General features: G+C 60.0%; 14 protein-coding genes. 2 read left to right on the forward strand and 12 right to left on the reverse strand.

Going from position 1 to position 17,270, the window contains the following annotated elements:
* Positions 1-76 precede the first annotated feature (76 nt).
* Together E5K02_RS06500 and E5K02_RS06505 are read left to right on the forward strand one after the other, a co-directional pair.
* Positions 77-958 carry a dienelactone hydrolase family protein gene (locus E5K02_RS06500; protein WP_135393220.1) on the forward strand — a complete coding sequence of 294 codons (882 nt, stop codon included), beginning with the start codon at positions 77-79 and terminating at the stop codon, positions 956-958.
* A gap of 493 nt (positions 959-1,451) precedes the next feature.
* The gene (locus tag E5K02_RS06505) at positions 1,452-4,703 is read left to right on the forward strand and encodes a T9SS type A sorting domain-containing protein (protein WP_135393222.1); all 3,252 of its coding nucleotides are present in this window, start codon (positions 1,452-1,454) and stop codon (positions 4,701-4,703) included.
* Positions 4,704-4,806: 103 nt separating this feature from the next.
* Here E5K02_RS06505 and E5K02_RS06510 read toward each other — a convergent pair whose 3' ends face one another.
* From E5K02_RS06510 to E5K02_RS06565, 12 genes are all read right to left on the reverse strand, one after another.
* Positions 4,807-5,538, reverse strand: a complete 732-nt coding sequence (locus tag E5K02_RS06510; protein WP_240737173.1) for a phenylalanine 4-monooxygenase — start codon at positions 5,536-5,538, stop codon at positions 4,807-4,809.
* A 601-nt stretch (positions 5,539-6,139) separates the two neighbouring features.
* Positions 6,140-6,454: a hypothetical protein gene (locus E5K02_RS06515; RefSeq protein ID WP_135393226.1), complete on the reverse strand. Its 315-nt coding sequence runs from the start codon at positions 6,452-6,454 to the stop codon at positions 6,140-6,142.
* A 514-nt stretch (positions 6,455-6,968) separates the two neighbouring features.
* Complete coding sequence (locus E5K02_RS06520; protein ID WP_135393228.1) at positions 6,969-7,358, reverse strand: hypothetical protein; 390 nt, start codon at positions 7,356-7,358, stop codon at positions 6,969-6,971.
* 114 nt (positions 7,359-7,472) lie between these two features.
* Positions 7,473-8,774: a helix-turn-helix domain-containing protein gene (locus E5K02_RS06525; RefSeq protein WP_135393230.1), complete on the reverse strand. Its 1,302-nt coding sequence runs from the start codon at positions 8,772-8,774 to the stop codon at positions 7,473-7,475.
* 159 nt (positions 8,775-8,933) lie between these two features.
* A complete protein-coding gene (gene aroF, locus E5K02_RS06530) occupies positions 8,934-9,947 on the reverse strand; it encodes a 3-deoxy-7-phosphoheptulonate synthase (protein WP_135393232.1) in 1,014 nt (337 codons plus the stop codon).
* 75 nt (positions 9,948-10,022) lie between these two features.
* A complete protein-coding gene (gene trpA / locus E5K02_RS06535) occupies positions 10,023-10,805 on the reverse strand; it encodes a tryptophan synthase subunit alpha (RefSeq protein ID WP_135393234.1) in 783 nt (260 codons plus the stop codon).
* A 2-nt stretch (positions 10,806-10,807) separates the two neighbouring features.
* A complete protein-coding gene (trpB, locus tag E5K02_RS06540) occupies positions 10,808-12,013 on the reverse strand; it encodes a tryptophan synthase subunit beta (RefSeq protein WP_135393236.1) in 1,206 nt (401 codons plus the stop codon).
* A gap of 56 nt (positions 12,014-12,069) precedes the next feature.
* Entirely contained in the window at positions 12,070-12,732 is a 663-nt protein-coding gene (locus E5K02_RS06545) for a phosphoribosylanthranilate isomerase (protein ID WP_135393238.1), read from the reverse strand.
* Between the two features lie 64 nt (positions 12,733-12,796).
* On the reverse strand, positions 12,797-13,630 hold the full coding sequence (trpC, locus tag E5K02_RS06550) for an indole-3-glycerol phosphate synthase TrpC (RefSeq protein WP_135393240.1): 834 nt from the start codon (positions 13,628-13,630) through the stop codon (positions 12,797-12,799).
* A gap of 159 nt (positions 13,631-13,789) precedes the next feature.
* On the reverse strand, positions 13,790-14,776 hold the full coding sequence (trpD, locus tag E5K02_RS06555; protein ID WP_135393242.1) for an anthranilate phosphoribosyltransferase: 987 nt from the start codon (positions 14,774-14,776) through the stop codon (positions 13,790-13,792).
* A gap of 166 nt (positions 14,777-14,942) precedes the next feature.
* Positions 14,943-15,515 (reverse strand): anthranilate synthase component II, encoded by a 573-nt coding sequence (locus E5K02_RS06560; RefSeq protein WP_135393244.1) that lies wholly within the window; start codon positions 15,513-15,515, stop codon positions 14,943-14,945.
* Positions 15,516-15,536: 21 nt separating this feature from the next.
* On the reverse strand, positions 15,537-16,976 hold the full coding sequence (locus E5K02_RS06565; RefSeq protein WP_135393246.1) for an anthranilate synthase component I family protein: 1,440 nt from the start codon (positions 16,974-16,976) through the stop codon (positions 15,537-15,539).
* Between the last annotated feature and the right edge of the window lie 294 nt (positions 16,977-17,270).

Below are 17,270 nucleotides of genomic sequence, written 5' to 3' on the forward strand. Positions count from 1 at the left end.
CCCAACACGACTTTTCGGCCTGCATCTGCCGGGAAGTCGTTTTTTATTCTCCACACTTTCTCTACCGTTCCGCTCCATGAAAAAACTATGGACCCTGTGCGCTGCCTTGCTCAGCGTAGCATCCGTGGCCTCGGCTCAGGTGGGCACCAGCCCGGCTAAGCTTACGTGCTGCGCGCGGCCTACGACTGGCACCAATGCCACCGAAGCCTTTGCCATGCTGGCCACCAACGAAGATTTCTCCGGCGGCCACGACGCGCCCCTGCCCTACACCTACGAGGGTCAGGGGGAAATCATTGAGTTCAAAACCACCGATGGCCAGACCGCCAAAGCCTTCGAAATCAAGAGCAACGTACGCTCCGACAAGTACCTGTTCGTAATTCACGAGTGGTGGGGCCTGAACGACTATATCAAAAAGGAAGCCGCTACCTACGCCAACGAGTTGAAAGGCGTCAATGTTATTGCCCTTGACCTCTACGACGGGCAGGTGGCCACTACGGCCGAGGACGCCGGCAAGCTGATGCAAGGCGTTACAACCGAGCGGGCCGAGGCCATTATCAAAGGCGCCCTGCTCTACGCCGGTCCTATGGCCAAGGTATCGTCTATTGGCTGGTGCTTCGGCGGGGGCTGGTCGTTGCAGACGGCCCTGCTGGCCGGCCCCAAGGCCGTGGGCTGTGTGATGTACTACGGCATGCCCGAGAAAAACGTGGCCAAGCTCAAAACCCTGAACACCGACGTGCTGGCCATTTTTGCCAGCCAGGACAAGTGGATCAATCCTGAAGTAGCGGCCCAGTTTCAGAAAGACATGGCCGCGGCGAAGAAAAAAGTGACCATCAAGAGCTATGATGCTGACCATGCCTTTGCCAACCCCTCTAATCCGAAGTATAGCAAGGAGTTTGCCGCTCAGGCTCACGCCGTGGCCGTGGAGTACCTACGCAAGAACTTTAAGTTGAAAGGGTAGCCTGACCGGAGGCCGTCTTGCCGATCTTCTGCTCAGAAAAGCTACCCTGTCTAGGGTAGCTTTTTGTTTTGAAGTTCTGCTGTATCCAGCTTACACCGATCCAAGGTTAGCCATATAAGTGCGCCCCGGGCAAGCATATATAGTCATTGGTAACAATTTCATTATTCTAATATCGTTTTCAATTAGATTTACTTCGCCAACGACGAATGCAACCTTTTGGGTGACCACGGCCTCCTACTTCGCGGGTTCATCAGCATGCCCTATGGGGGCGGCTTTACGGTCATTTGCAAAAACGCTTTACCAGCTACATTCGCTCACTTTTTTTACGTGCTACCTACCGATTTTTTCCAGAATACTGCTGAGCTTAGCAAACCCAGAAAAAGTTGAATGCTGATTCGTCAACTTCCTGTCTATAAGTGCCGTTACGAACCTCGGTCAGGCCCGGACCTGAACAGTTTGCCGTTTTATTTCTCACACTCCTATTTTACCCTGCATGCAACATCATTACTATTGGCCCTTTGCACTCGGGCTGCTACTCTCTACGGGTACCATTTTCACGGCGCAGGCCCAACGCTTCGAGCTGGACGCCTCCTTTGACTCGGATGGCAAGGTTACCACCGAGCTTACCCCGCCTTCGTCCAACGACAACCTGACCAAGATCTACCCGCAGGCCGACGGCAAAATTATTGCCCTGGGTCGCAGCCGCCTGGGCGGGTGGGTAACCGTACGCTACAACACCGATGGCTCCGTGGATACCTCCTACGGCACCAACGGCGTAATTGGCTACGATCTGGCCACGCAGCGGCCCGGCACCACCTTCACCCTGAACCAGCTCCAGCTGCTGCCCGACGGCAAGCTGCTGGCCGTGGGGGTTTCCGGCTCCCAGGGCGCCCTGCTGCGCTTCAATGCCGATGGGACCATCGACTCGGGCTTTGGCTCCAATGGCTTGCTGGTGCGGCCCACCGCTACCAATGAGACGAGCAGCACGTTCCGCACGGCCCAACTGCAGCCCGATGGCAAGATAGTGGCAGTGGGCACCCGCTACCAGCGGGCCGTCACCGGCACGCGCGTTTATAACTACCTGTTGGTGAAGCGCTACAACAGCGACGGTACGCCGGATATGGAATACACCACAGCTTTTGTTATCAGTACGTTTGGTTATGATGACACGGATGGCTACGGCCTAGCTATCCAGCCCGATGGCAAACTGCTGGTCTCAGCCCGGGCTACTCTTCAACAAAGTGCGTCGAAGCTAGCCTTCGTTCGCTTGTTGGCCGACGGCAGCCCCGACAATTCTTTTGGCACGGCGGGGCGCCTGTATACGGGCCTCGACTGCAGGCTAATGAGCAGCCAAATCCTGCTGTTGCCCTCCGGCAAGTTTGTGGTAAACATGAACGGCGACTTTAACGGCACCTTCGGCCGGTTCCTGCCTTCCGGTGCCCTTGACACCTCGTTTGGCGTGAACGGAGTTGCTACGTTTCAACACGACAACGCTTCCCGATACGATGGCCCTTACCATGTTGCCGGGGGGTATAACAATGGTGAGCTAGCCTTACAGGCCGACGGCAAAATTGTAGTAGGTGGCTTTAACGGCACCCGGTTTGGGCTGCTGCGCATCAATACGGACGGCACCAAGGACAGCTCATTCGGCAGCAACTTCGACCAGAGCATCGCGACGGACTTTTCCACCCCTACTCCTAACGCGAACTACTTTGTTGCTGGGGTTAGATCGGTACTAATTCAGGCCGATGGTAAAATCGTGGCTGGTGGTAGCGTTAGTCGCCAGAAAAGCATCACTGACAACTCGAACAGCTCCACCATGTTTGCCTTGGCCCGCTACGCGGCCGTGGTTTCTAACAACTTGCCCAATGGGGTGTGGAATGGCAGTGTGAGCACCGCTTTTGACAACGCCCAGAACTGGAGCAATAACCTGCTGCCCAGCGACACGGTCAACATCCTGATTCCCAAGGCGGCCACCCGCTACCCCACCCTGAGCACGGCCGCCAGTGGCCGCAACCTCACGGTGGAAGAAGGGGCTACGCTCACCCTGGCCGCCGCCGGCACGCTGACCACGATGGGTAGCGTAACCCTCAACGGCCTAGTGGTCGGTGAGGGCCTGCTGCGCACCCGCGGCACGAGCGTACAGCGCATTGCCGGCGGCGGCGCCAGCGAGTCGCGCACGGCTACCCTCGACATTGGCCCGGCTGGGGCCCAACTAGCCGGTCCACTGAAGATTACCCAGCGCCTGATCCTGAACGGCTCCTTGGCTACGAACGGCCAGACGCTCCGCCTCATGTCGTCGGGCAGCACGGGCACCGCCATGGTTGTCAACAACGCGCCTTCGGCCGTCGTAAATGGTACCGTAACGGTGGAACGCAGCGTGAGTCCGCTGTTCAATCTGGGGCAGGGTTACCGGCATTACTCTTCTCCCGTGAGCAACGCCAAATTCAGCACCCTGGCCTACAACGGCTTTGTGCCCGTGCGCAACGAGGCCTACAACACGGCTGCTGACCCGGGTACTGTGTCGCCCTTCCCCAACATCTTCGAATACAACGAAGCCCGGGTAACGGCTCCCAACTCCTTTGACCAGGGCTGGCAGGTGCCCGCTGATGCGTTGGAGGTAGGCAAAGGCTATACACTGAACACGTATTCCTTTCCCGGTGGCGCCTCGCCTATCACCTTTGTGGGCACGCTGAACAACGGTACGATTTCGCGTACGCTCACGGCGGGCAGCCAGAACGAGTCGGGTTGGAACTTCGTGGGCAACCCCTATCCCGCGCCCATCGACTGGAATCTGGTAACTATTCCGACCGGCATGAGCGGAGCTGCCTACGTCTTCCGTAGCACAGGCGACTACACCGGCTCGTACGTGAGCTACGTGAATGGCGTCGGCCCGAGCAACATCATTCCCGCCATGCAGGGCTTCTTCGTGCGGGCTACGGCTCCGAGCGTGACGCTGCAGTTTACCAACGCCGCCCGCCTGACTATCTACGCGGATCCGGCTTTCTTCCGCCCTGCTGCCGAAAGCCGGCCCCTCCTGCGCCTCGACGTGACGGCCCCCGGCCAGAGCCAGCCTGCGGATGCCGCGTACGTGTACTTCCAACAAGGCGCCACAGCCCTGACCGATGCCCAGTTTGACGCCTACAAGCTGCCCGGCACTGGCCCAGCCCAGCTTAGCACCGTGGCCGGCGCCGATAAACTGGCTATCAATGGCTTGCCCCTGCTTACCAGTCAAGGCAGCAGCGTAGCCCTTACGCTTTCGACTAGCACAGCCGGTACGTATACGTTCTCGGCCGGCCAGTTGCTGAACTTCGACCCGGCAACGCCCGTGCTCTTGGAAGACAAGGCAACCGGCACCTGGCAGGATCTGCGTCAACAGCCTTCCTACTCCTTTACCACCCCGACGGCTAATACCACACTCAACTCCCGATTTGTGCTGCACTTCGGTCAAAACCGGGTGCTGGGCAGCCAGAAAGGGCTCGGCGCCGCAACGGTTAGCCTCTATCCCAACCCGGTAACGAATGGTCAGTTGCAGATTCAGGTCAGCGGATTACCCTCGGCTGCGCAGAAAGTGCATGTCCAGCTTTACAACACGCTGGGGCAGGTCGTACGCCAGCAGGCGTACACCAGCCAGGCGGGAGCCGTAGACGGCAGCCTGCCGACCCAGGATCTGAGCTCGGGGGTTTACACGTTGCGCCTGACGAATGGCCAGCAAGTGTCTACCCATCAAGTAGTTATTCGTTAAGAACCCTTATACAAAAAAAGCCCGCCTACCAGTGTGGTAGGCGGGCTTTTTTATGCTCTTATAGCAGTTACAAACTCCGATACACGAAGCCAGCTGCCCAGCCCTAGACCGGCTGCAATTCCCAGCCACTCGAGAGGATAGCCGCCAACTCGGCTACGCTTTCCGTCAGCTGGTCCCACCTGTTGAGCACGAAGTAGTGTTCCTGCAGTTGCGCCTCGCTATAGGGCGTATGCAGCACGGTGGCCAGATCGAAAGCGCGACGGTTGCTCTCGTCGGCAATGCAATGATGAATTTCACCGGAAGAAGACAACAAGCCCGCTCCGTACATGCGGGTAGCTCCATCTTCGAGCACCAAGCCAAACTGCACCGTGAACCCATACAGGCGCTCCAGGCGGGTCAGGGCCACGGGGTCGTGCAGGTGCTGGGCGGCTACCCGGCCCAAGAAGTGCAGAAAATCGGCGAAGGCCTGGTCCATCAGCAGGGGCACGTGGCCGAAGACCCCGTGGAACAGATCGGGCTCCTGCACAAAGTCGAACTGCGCCATGGAGCGAATCCAGACCGTGGCCGGAAACTTCCGCTCGGCCAGTAACCCAAAGAAGGTCGCATCGTCGAGCATACCGTTGACTGGCTCGAGTTGCCAGCCCGTGGCCTTCTGCAGTCGCTTACTTACTTCCTCGAACCGGGGCAAGGCCGAGCGGTGCAGCCCAGCTTTGCTTAGGCCCTGCTCGAACACCTTGGCGGCGCGCTTGTGCAGCAGAGCCGTTTGGCGGTCAAACAATACCTTCCAAACCAGGTGGTCTTGGGTGGTGTACTGGTCGTAGTGCTGTGTTACCATGACAAGAGGCATAAAAAAAGCCCGGCTCCTGGGGCGGAGTCGGGCTTTTGCGATTTTCAGAGGGTTAGTAGCATGAGCTTCTAGCTTCCGTACCGGCAAAATGGCCCGACTTCGTCCACCACGGGACGAATATTTAGGCAGAAGCATTTCGCGGTTTGGTTCATCATACTGAATGCAAATATATAGAAGAATGAAAATAACTTGTACATAAAACACCCTATAATTTTTCAACCCATTTTTACTAAGCTACGTCAGCTCCTTTGACTACCCCCATAAATTTTTAGGTCTATACGCCAGATAATAATAAAATTTTAGAATACACACCCTAAAAATAACACCCATATCAACTACACGTAGTAACTCAGGCTAACTCATAGCCTTTGCTGCAAGGGGTTGTTGCTTTTGATTCAAAACTGGTCACAAGGGTTTCTTCATCCTGAAACTTAACTTCTTTCTTAACAGGGGGTTGCTTATTACTTACCACCAGAATTTTGCGAATCAGGCAGTTTTTGCCGTCATCTTGCCCCAGCGCCTCCATCACCAACTGCCGACTTTGATTGGGTAGGACAATATTCTGCCGTCCCCGCACTACCAACGCGTCCTAGGTAAGCGTCTGCCCGTCGGCCGTCAACAGCAGCTTCTCGGAGCTTCGCACCTGCTGGCCATTGGGTTCCGGGTAGGTGAAGTCAAGAATAAGGGCCAATGGAGCTGATTCGCGGCCGCTCAGCTTGGTAACGAGCGTGACGGGCTGCTGGGAGCGGTAGTCGAGGTAGGTCAGAGTGCCCTGCCAGGGGGCGCGGGTGAAGGGCTGTAGGTGGGCCCACATTACGGTGTCGGAGGCGGGCCCTGCGCCGATACGGGGCAGCAAGTGGCCAGGACCAACCTGGTAGTTAGGGCTGTGGTAGCCAGGGGCCATCCAAGGCCGCGGTGCTGGGCAAACCGGGCCAGACCATAATCCAGGGAATAGCGGCCGCCCCCAATGGCTGTTACCAAAAGAAAGGCCCAGAACAAAAGCTGTTGGTAATACATCCCTAGTAAGGGCTCGGGCGTGTCGTACCAGAGGAAGGCCACCACGAAAAACTGGAAGGCTAGCTGCAGGGCGGTCAGCCGGGTTAGCAGCCCTAGCGCCAATAGCAGGCCGCCCCCAAAACTCCCCCCACACAGCCAGCGTAGCCCAGAAGTAGGGCGAAGGAAAGGTAAAGCCCAGGCCGGCTACTTGTTGCACAAACCAGGTGGGAGTAGCCACGGCCGCGGCGGCGAGCTTAGCGCCCTCGGTGGTGTATAAATCTACCCATTTTGACTAGCCGGCACCAATAGCAATAGATAAACCCAGATGGACCCGCAACAAAAGCCAAACCGTATCAGCGGCGCGCGTGGGCAAGGCTGACGTACCAAACAGGAGCATTTTCATACCAAGATAGCTTAATGAGTTACTGCTGGCCGTTGGGCTCGTAGTTCATGCGCAGGTTGGTGTCGCCGGTGACGCGCAGCTTCACATTAGCAGTTTGGGCCGACCCATTGAGCAGCACGGCGGTAGACCCGGCCATGTAGCGCAGAGTGGCGGCTTGCCCGGGCTGCAGGGTGGCTCGTCCGAAGATGCCACCACCGCGGGGCCGCTCCTTGAACTCGACGGCCACCTTGCCCACATTGCGAGCCGCTACTCGAAAGGCCCCGGGCTGCCCGCCACCCAGGACGAATTGTTTGCCGGGCTGAATAAATAAGTCGGAGTTGAGGCTGGCCCAGCACAGGGAGAAAGCGCTACTCAAGGCGAGGAGCAGAACCAGTACCGGCAGGGGCCGCGGGATAAGAGAAAGACGCATAGTCGGGGGGGTTGAGGTGAAACGATGTTCCAAAACAACCTGCCTTATCGGCCCCAAACGCCCCGATTTACGGCTTGGGACGTCCCAATACATAGTTTGGCACCCCCTACTGCGCTACTGCGGCCGCCCCACTTCGCCCGGGGTAATGCCGCGCAGCTTCTTAAAGACACGGTTAAAGGTCGACTTCGAGTTGAACCCGGCTTCCAGGGCCACGGCCAGCAGGGTATAATGCCGGAAGCGCGGGTCCTGCAGCCGAGTTTCGGCCTCCCGCACCCGGTACTCGTTAATGAAGTCGTTGAAATTCTGGCCGCAGCCCGCATTTATTACCCGCGACAACCAGGAAGTGTTGGTACGCAGTTGGGCGGCCAGTTCGCCAAGCGTCAGCTCGGGCGCCAGATACGGCTGGGCGGCTGCCATGTGCGCCAGCAGGCGGGTCGTCCAGCGCGCCAGCTCGGTATCGGTTTCCGGAGCAACGGATGCGCTGGTAACAGTAGCTGGTTCGGCTTGTTGGGGCGCGCCGTGGGTCAGAAGAGCGGGCCCTGAAATCAGCCCTGACTCGGCGGCCGGTTCTGATTTGAGCTCCGGCAGCAGTTCTTCCGGCAAGCTTTCGGCAGCAGGCTGAAACCGCAGGCCGGCCAGCTGGTGGCCCGTCAGCAGGCCGGCTATGCTCAGGTAATAAATCAGCAGGCCGGTGAAGAAATAGTCGTACCAGGCCTCATAATAGCTCAGTGGAGTTACGAAGCTGTTGATAATTCCAAAGACCAAGGTCACGCCGCTACCGACCAGCACGGCCACCAACACGTTGCGCAGCCAGCGGAATCGAATCTGGTCGGTGTCGGAGAAGTTGTCGTTGAGGTAGTGGGCGTAAGCGCGGTACTCGCGCAGCGTCCGCAGGGCATAGCCACCGAGTAGCAGGTAGGTAACAACGCCGAGAACATACTCCAGCGGCATTTCGTCGAGCTGCTGGGCCAGCGGGCCTTTGGTGCCGAAGTGCGCTGGCAGCGGCTGGCCCCGCAGGCCGTGCCACCACCCTATATCGTAGACAAACACGCCGAGCCGGAAACCCAGGTAGGCTACGGCCGGCGCCAGGTGCCACCAGTGCCGCCGCCCAAACCGGAACTCCTGGTTGGTCAGGCTGCGGAAATAGAAATACAGCGCCGGCCCCACCGCCAGCCAGTTGCTGAACGGGAAGTAGAACATGAAGGTCGAAAAGGCGTCGTGCGAGTCGTACCAGCCCGCGAAGCCCAGCATCCACTGGGCCAGTCGCAGGGTGTGCAGCACCAGCAGCAGGGCCAGCCAACTGTCGGCCGTGCTGCCGTAGCGGCGGCGGCGCTCCAGCAGCACCGCACTTACTACTAGGCCCTGCACGAAAAACGGCAGCAGCAAGCTACTGTAGACGCTGAAGGTGAAGGGCATGGAAGCTAGTTGTTCGTTATTGGTTGTCAGTTGTCAGAAAGCACTGGAGCCGCGTACCAAAGGTAGCGGCTCCAGGCACTTCCGTCAGCTATGCAAAGAAGGCAGGAAAGCATCTAAGTACACCCCCACACCTATACACCTGACCACGAACAACTAACCCTACTCGAGCTCCTGGCGCAGGGCGTAGACTTTGCGCAAATTGCGGATCAGACGCTCCGACTCCTGGAAGTTCAGGGTTTGGGCCCCGTCGGAGGCGGCTTCTTCGGGCTTCTCGTGGGCTTCGTAGAGGATGCCGTCGGCCCCGGCCATCACGCCGGCCAGAGCCATAGTGGGCACATAGTCGCGGATGCCGATGCCGTGCGAGGGGTCGACTACCACCGGCAGGTGGGTTTTCTCCTTCAGAATCGGTACAGCGTTGAGGTCAAGCGTATTGCGCGAGGCTGTTTCGAACGTGCGGATGCCCCGCTCGCAGAGAATCAGCTTCTCGTTGCCGCCCGAAAACACGTACTCGGCCGACGACAAGAGCTCCTCAATCGTGCCCGAGATGCCGCGCTTGATGAGCACGGGCTTATCCACGCCGCCTAGGGCATCGAGCAGGTTGAAGTTCTGGGTATTGCGTGCGCCTACCTGGAACACGTCCACGTAGTCGTGCATCTCCTCCACCTGCGACACCTGCATGACCTCGGTCACGATTTTGATGCCGCGGGCCCGGGCCATCTGGTGAAACAGCTTCAGGCCGTCCATGCCCAGGCCGCGAAACGAGTAGGGCGACGAGCGGGGCTTAAACACTCCGCCGCGCATCAGGCGCACGTCATTGTCGACGAGGTGCTGCATGATTTTCTCCATCTGGGCCTCGCTCTCGATGCTGCAAGGGCCGGCGGCAATGCTCAGGTTGCCCTCCCCGATGCGGACTCCGTCGCCGAGGTCGAGCACGGTGGGGCGCACCCGCCACTTGCGGCTCACCAGCTTGTACTCATCCGATACGCGGTGAATATCCAGAATGCCGGGCAGCTGGCCCAACGTGCGCAGGTCGACCTCGGCCTTGCCGGTGCCCACCAGGTAGCTGGCGCGCTGGGTGTCGACTTCCGTGACTTTAAACTTGGCGTCTTTAACGCGGGCAATGATGTCGGCTTTCTGCTCGGCCGAAATGTTCTTTTCGAGTTGAATTATCATGAGGGGCTGCCCTGCTTTTATCCTGTCATCCTTCGCACGCTCGGGAGAACAGACGGAATGTGTGGATGGGAAAAATCAGTTGAGAATAGAGGAAACGAAGCGCTTGGCGGCGGCTGGCGCGTCGGGCGTATCTTCTAGGGCCCGGATAAAGGCCGAGCCGATGATGGCGCCGTGGGCGTGGCTGGCCGCCCGCTGAAAGGAAGCTTTGTCGCCGATGCCGAAACCGATGAGGCGGGGGTTGCGCAGCTTCATGTCCGCAATTCGCTCGAAGTAGGCTTCCTGCACGCCTTCAGCCTGGGTGTTGGCCCCACCCGTGGTGCCGGGGCCCGATACCAAGTATAGAAAGGCATCGGTGAGCGTGTCCATGTGCCGAATTCGCTCCGGCGCGGTCTGGGGCGTAATCAGAAAGACGGGCTGCAGGTTGTACTTCTTGAAAATGGCCTGATACTCCTCCTCGTACTCCACCAGCGGCAGGTCGGGCAGGATAAGACCATCCACGCCGGCTTCGGCCGCAGCCTGGCAGAATTTCTCCATGCCGAACTGCATAATCGGGTTCAGGTAGCCCATCAGCAGCAAGGGGGTATCAGGTACTTTGGCCCGTACTTCCTGGAGCTGCTCAAACAGCACATAAAGGTTCATGCCGTTGGCCAACGCCACCGAACTACTTTGCTGAATCACGGGGCCATCGGCCAGCGGGTCGGAGAAGGGCATGCCGATTTCGATAAGGTCGGCGCCGGCTTCGGTCAGGGCTTCAATCAGCGGAATGGTGTCGTGCAGCTTGGGGTAGCCCGCCGTGAAGTAGACGTTGAGCAGGTTCTGGCCTTTCTTGGCAAAAGCTTCTTGGATACGGTTGGGCATGATTACTTAAGCTTATCGGCGTACTTCATGTAGGTTTCCAGGTCTTTGTCGCCGCGGCCGGAAAGGTTGATGACTACCACGTCTTCGGGGCCGGCGCCGAGCTGCCCCAGGGCGGCCAGGGCGTGGGCGGTTTCCAGGGCCGGAATGATGCCTTCCAACCGGCTGCACTCGGCCACGGCCGTCAGCGCATCCTCGTCCTCGATGCTGATAAACCGGGCCCGCCCGGAAGAACCCAGGTAGGCGTGCAGGGGTCCGATACCGGGATAATCGAGGCCGGCGGAAATGGAGTAGGGCTCGGTAATCTGCCCGTGCTCATCCTGCATCAGCAAGGTGCGGGAGCCGTGAATAATGCCCGGCGTACCCAGCACCGACGTAGCCGCCGAATGGCCCGAGTGAATGCCGTGGCCGGCCGCTTCCACGGCCACCAGTTGCACCGAGGGCTCATCGAGGAAGTGGTAAAAGGCCCCGGCCGCGTTGGAGCCCCCGCCCACGCAGGCTACCACGTAGTCGGGCAGCTCCCGGCCGACTTTCTCCAGCAGCTGCTTGCGCATCTCCTCGCTGATAACCGACTGCAGCCGGGCCACCAGGTCGGGGTACGGGTGCGGGCCCACCACCGAGCCGATGATGTAGTGCGTGTCCACGGGGTTGCTGATCCAGTCGCGGATGGCCTCGTTGGTAGCGTCTTTCAGGGTTTGGCTGCCACTGGTCACGGCCACGACTTTGGCGCCCAGCAGGCGCATGCGCTCCACGTTCGGCTTTTGCCGCTCGGTGTCGGTTTTGCCCATGTACACGATGCACTCCAGGCCCATCAGGGCGCAAACGGTAGCCGTGGCCACGCCGTGCTGCCCGGCCCCGGTTTCGGCAATGATGCGGGTCTTGCCCAAACGCTTGGCCAGCAAAATCTGCCCCACGGTGTTATTCACCTTGTGGGCGCCGGTGTGGCAGAGGTCCTCGCGCTTGAGGTAGATGCGCGTGTTGTAGCGTGCCGACAGCCGTTTGGCCTCAAATAGGGGTGTGGGCCGGCCTACGTAGTCGCGCAGCAGCAGCTGGTACTCGGCCTGAAACTCGGGCTCGGCCAGGATCTGCAGGTATTGTTCGCGCAGCTCCTCCACGTTGGGGTAGAGCATTTCGGGAATAAAAGCCCCGCCGAACTCGCCGTAGTAGCCCCGGGCGTTGGGTTGAAAAGCAGAAGTGGTGGATGTACTCACAGGATTTCGCGGTATCGGGCAGCTATTGGGCTGCCGGTGAGACTAAGGAGAAAAGGTCAGGCACGCAGGCTAGTGAACATGCGGGCCAGCTTGGAGTCGTCTTTCAGGCCGGGCTGCAGCTCAAACCGGCTGTTTAAGTCCACGGCGTAGAGGCCGGGCAGCTGCAGCTTGGCTAAGGTGGCGGCATGCTGCTCGTCGAGGCCACCGGCCAGGAAGTAGGGCACCTCGAGCGGGTAGCCTTGCAGCAGCTGCCAATCAAACGTGGTGCCGTTGCCGCCCGGCTGCTCCCCTTTCGTATCGAAGAGAAAGTAGGCGCAGTAGGGCGCGTAGGGCCGGAGCGTATCGAAGTCAAAGCCCGCCTCAAAGGCAAACGCCTTGACAACGGGTACGCCGGCGGCTTGCAGTTCAGCACATTGCGCCGGCGTTTCGTGGCCGTGCAGCTGCACCAAATCTAGGCCGTAGCGGGCTACCTGCTGCTGAATTACCGCCGTACCTTCATCCACGAACACGCCCACTTTCTGGCAGCCTTCAGGCAGCTGCCCAAGCAACTCCGCATCCAGGGTATCGGCTACGAAGCGCTTCGACTTTGGGTAAAAGATAAAGCCCAGAAAGTCTGGGTGCAGCGCCGCCACGGCTGCCACGTTGGCCGCCTCCCGCATGCCGCACACCTTGATGCGCAGCGCCGTGGTAGTTTCGGATGAGGTTGGGGAGTGGCTCATAGCGTGGAACGATACTCGTTGCGGCGGCGCGGACGGGGCGTGCAGTGAACCTTCGCGGTACAACTTAAATCAGCGTAATTGGCTCGGTGGCATGCAGCTCCTGCACCAAGCTATAGCAGGCTTTTTCGGGGCGGCTGCTGCGCATAAAAGCTTCGCCGATGAGGAAGCCCCGGTAGCCGGCCGCGCGCAGCATCTGAATATCGGCGGCCGAGTGCAGGCCGCTTTCCGTGACTTTCACAAACTCATTGGGAATCTGCTCGGCTAGCTCCCGGGAGGTGTCGAGGCTGAGGCTGAAGTCGTGCAGGTTGCGGTTGTTCACGCCCACCAGGCTCACCGCGTCGGGGTGCAGGGTGCGGGCCAGCTCCTCGGCGTTGTGCACTTCGAGCAGCACTTCCAGGCCCAGGCTGCGGGCCAGCTGCCCAAAGCGCAGCACTTCCTCCGCCGTCAGCACGGCCGCAATCAGCAGAATGGCATCGGCGCCGATGCTCTTGGCTTCCAGAATCTGATACTCGTCGACCACAAAATCCTTGCGCAGAATGGGGCAGTAGTTGAAGCGCCGGGCTATGGTCAGGTCCTCATTTTTGCCGCCGAAAAACTCCGCGTCCGTCAGTACCGACAAGGCCGAGGCGCCGGCCTGCATGTAGCCCAGCGTGGTGCGTTCCACCGGCGCGTGCTGGTTGATCCAGCCCTTGCTCGGCGACTTGCGCTTGAACTCGGCGATAATGCCGCTCAGGTCGTCGCGCAGCAGGTATTTACGCAGCGACACGGGCTGGTTGGGGAAGTAGACGCTGCGCTCGAGCAGTGTGGCAGGCACCAGGCTTTGGCGCTCAGCCACCTCGCGGCGCTTGTGGGCCACAATTTTGTCGAGAATGGTACCGGTCGTGGGGGAAGTACTCATATTAGATGAAGGGCGCCGATGATTACGCGGCCAAAAGTGAATCAGAGGAAGTAGAACCGCTGAGCAGGTAAAAAGGTACCCGGCGGCAGTGGTTTAATGGTTTTGACTGTAACTCGAATGTTGGCTAGGCCGATCTTGGGTTATGGTTCGCACTCCGGCTCACCCCAGCAGCTGGCCAAACGCCTGCCGGGCGCGGCCCGAATCCAATGACTCGCGGGCCGCCGCCAGGGCATCAGCAAACGTAAGTTCGGGCCGCAGGCACTGAATGCCCAGGGCGGCGTTGGCCGTCACCACGTCGCGCTGGGCGCTGGTGGCTTGGCCTTCGAGGATACCCCGGAACAGCGCCGCCGACTCGGCAACGGTACGGCCGCCGGCCAATTCGCGCGGGTCGTAGGTGTTCAGGCCCAGGTCTTCAGCTGTCACAAACTGCTCCCCGCGGACCGAGCTCAGCTTGGCGGCGCCAGTTAGGCTAAGCTCGTCGTAGCCGTCCAGGGCGTGGACCACGGCGTAGCTGGTGCCGGTCTGCTGAAACAGATAATTGTAGAGGCGCAGCAGCTCCAGGCTGAATACGCCCGCCAGCTGGGCCGCGGGCCGGGCCGGGTTTACCAGCGGGCCCAGAATATTAAAGAAGGTGCGGACGCCCAGCTCCCGGCGCACCGGTCCGGCGTGGCGCATGGCCGGGTGAAAGGCCGGGGCGTGCAGAAAGCAGATGTTAGCTTCCTCCAGCTGCCGCCGTAAGGTATCAGACGAAGCGTCGAAATCATAGCCGAAGTGGGCCAGAATGTTGGACGAGCCGCAGATGCTCGACACGCCGATGTTGCCGTGCTTGGCCACCTTGTAGCCAGCCCCAGCCACCACAAAACAGGCCAGCGTGGAGATGTTGAACGTGTCCTTGCCGTCGCCGCCGGTGCCCACGATGTCGAGCACCTCGCGGGTACCCAGCTGCGGGTCGCGGCAGAGGTCGAGCAACGCGTCGCGGAAGCCGGCCAGCTCGGGCACCGTAATGGGCCGCATGCGGTACACGGTCATGAAGGCCGCGGTTTCGGCGGGGTTGGCGGCCCCCTGCCCCAGCTGCGACAAGGCCTCGTGGGCTTCGTCCCGGCTCAGGGTCTGCTGCTCGAACAGGGTGGTGAGAAACTTTTTCAAGGGAGAAATTTTGAATGAAGTGGGGCAACTCCCCTCCTTAGATGAGGAGGGGTTGGGGGTGGTTGACTTGTTGCTGATGTTGTTTGTCGGGCGTTCTGGATAAACAACGAATCAACCACCCCGCCCTTCGGGCACCCCTCCTCATCTGAGGAGGGAAATTAACGTTCTACCCTTCGAGCCAGTTTTTGAGCATCTGGTGGCCGTGCTCGGTCAAGATAGACTCGGGGTGGAACTGCACGCCGCGCACGTCGTACTGCCGGTGGCGAAAAGCCAGAATCTGGCCGTTGGTGTCGCGGGCCGTTATTTCCAGCTCTTCGGGAAAACCCTCCGGCGTCACGACCCAGGAGTGGTAGCGGCCCACTTTGAACCGCTCGGGCAGACCGTTGAACAACCGGTCTTCGCCCGCCACGATGTCGGCGTCGGTGGCAATGCCGTGGAGCACGGCCGGCAGGTTGTAGAGCTGCCCCCCAAAGGATTCGGCAATGCCCTGGTGCCCCAGGCACACGCCCAGCATCCGCTTCGTGGAAGCATAGCGCCGAATTACCTCCGGCATCAGTCCCGCTTCCGAAGGCACCCCCGGCCCCGGCGACAACATGATGGCGTCGTACTGCTCGATGTCGTCGAGGTTGATTTTGTCGTTGCGCACCACGTCGGTGCTGTCCCCGTAGCCCAGCTCGCGCAATAGCTGCACGAGGTTGTAGGTAAAGGAGTCGTAGTTATCGAGAACCAGGATTTTCATGGCGTTCTGCTGTTGTGTCGATTAAACCGTGGCCGTAAGCTTCTCTCCTACTGCTTCGGCGGCTTCCAGGGCTTTGCGCAGGGCGGCCAGCTTGTGGTGCACCTCGTTGAGTTCGGAGTTGATATCGGAAGCGGCCACCACGCCGGCCCCAGCCTGGTAGTAGAGCTGGTTGCCGGTGCTCAGGAAGGAGCGAATCATGATGGCGTGGTTGAAGTCGCCGTTGAAGCCCAGGTGACCCAGGCAGCCGCCGTAGTAGCCCCGGCCGGTGGGTTCGAGCTGGTCGATGAGCTGCATGGCCCGGTGCTTGGGTGCCCCGGAGAGCGTGCCGGCCGGGAAGGTATCGGCCACCACTTGCAGCGACGCCGCGTTGGGCGCCAGCTTGGCGTTGACCTCACTCACCAAGTGAATAACGTGGGAGTAGAACTGGATTTCGCGGAACACCTTCACTTTCACCTCGTCGCCGTGGCGGGCCAGGTCGTTGCGGGCCAGGTCGACCAGCATCACGTGTTCGGCGTTTTCCTTGGGGTCGGCGGCCAGCTTCTGGGCCAGCTCGGCATCCTGGGCATCGTGGCCGGTGCGGCGGAAGGTGCCGGCAATGGGAAACAGGCTGGCCTGGCGCCCTTTAATCAGAAGCTGGGTTTCGGGCGAGGAGCCGAAGATCTTGAAGTTGCCGTAATCGAAGTAGAATAAATAAGGCGAAGGATTTACCGAGCGCAAAGCGCGGTACACGTTGAACTCGTCGCCCACAAAACCCTGCTGGAAGCGGCGCGACAACACAATCTGGAACACGTCGCCGCGGCGGCAGTGCTGCTGGCCGGCCGCCAGCCGGGTTAGAAATTCCTCGTCCGTCTGGTTCGTTTGCTCCGCGCCCACCAGCCCGAAGCCAAACTCGGGCAAACTAGGGTTGCGGATCAGATTCACCAGCTTAGTCAGGCCGTCGTGGTCGGTGGGCTCCCCGGCGAGCGTGTGCTCGAAGACGAACAGCTCGTTGCGGAAGTGGTTGATGGCAATGACGTAGCGGTAGGTGCCGTAGATGATGTCCGGAATCTGGCCGGCGGCTACTTTCTCCTCGTTCAGGGTCAGATCCTCGAAGTACTGCACGCCCTCGTAGCCGATGTAGCCAAACAGGCCGCCGGTGATGAAGTCGAACTCCAGCTTCTCGGCCTGAAACGAGTCGGCAAACTCCTGCAGGCGGGTCAGCGCCAGGCGGGGCTGGGCCAGGGTTTCGGTGGTCACCGAGCCATCCACCAGGGTCTGGCGCAGCTCGCCGCGGCTCACCTCGAAGCGGGCCAGGGGCTCGAAGGCCAGGTAGCTGAAGGCGTTCTGCTGGCCATGGTAGTCGGAGCTTTCCAGCAGCAGGCAGTTGGTGTACTGGTCGCGCAGGCGCAGATACAGGCCCACGGGCGTCACGGTATCGGCAAGCAGGCGGACGTGGCGGGTTTTGAGGTGAACTGGTTTCATCAGCGGTTCCCGCTCGGGGCGGGCTGGGTTTGAGAAGTAAAACAGAAGCGGCTGACGCGGGGCGGAAATAAAAAAAGCCCGGCGGGTGGCCGGGCTTTCCTTTGATATGCTTGATGCGAGGTTGAGTTGACTACGACCTTACCGCACGCACAGGTTTTCCCGTCCGGAGTTTCGGAGAGGCCACCACCATGCTTGCTGGGTTACGTGAAAGGTCATTGTCAGAGTACTGGCCCAGTCGGAGGGCTGTTGATGCCGCAAATATAGACCTACAACCGGGACTTGCGCAATAAGTTT

It is taken from the genome of Hymenobacter metallicola (assembly GCF_004745645.1).
Lineage (GTDB): Bacteria > Bacteroidota > Bacteroidia > Cytophagales > Hymenobacteraceae > Hymenobacter > Hymenobacter metallicola.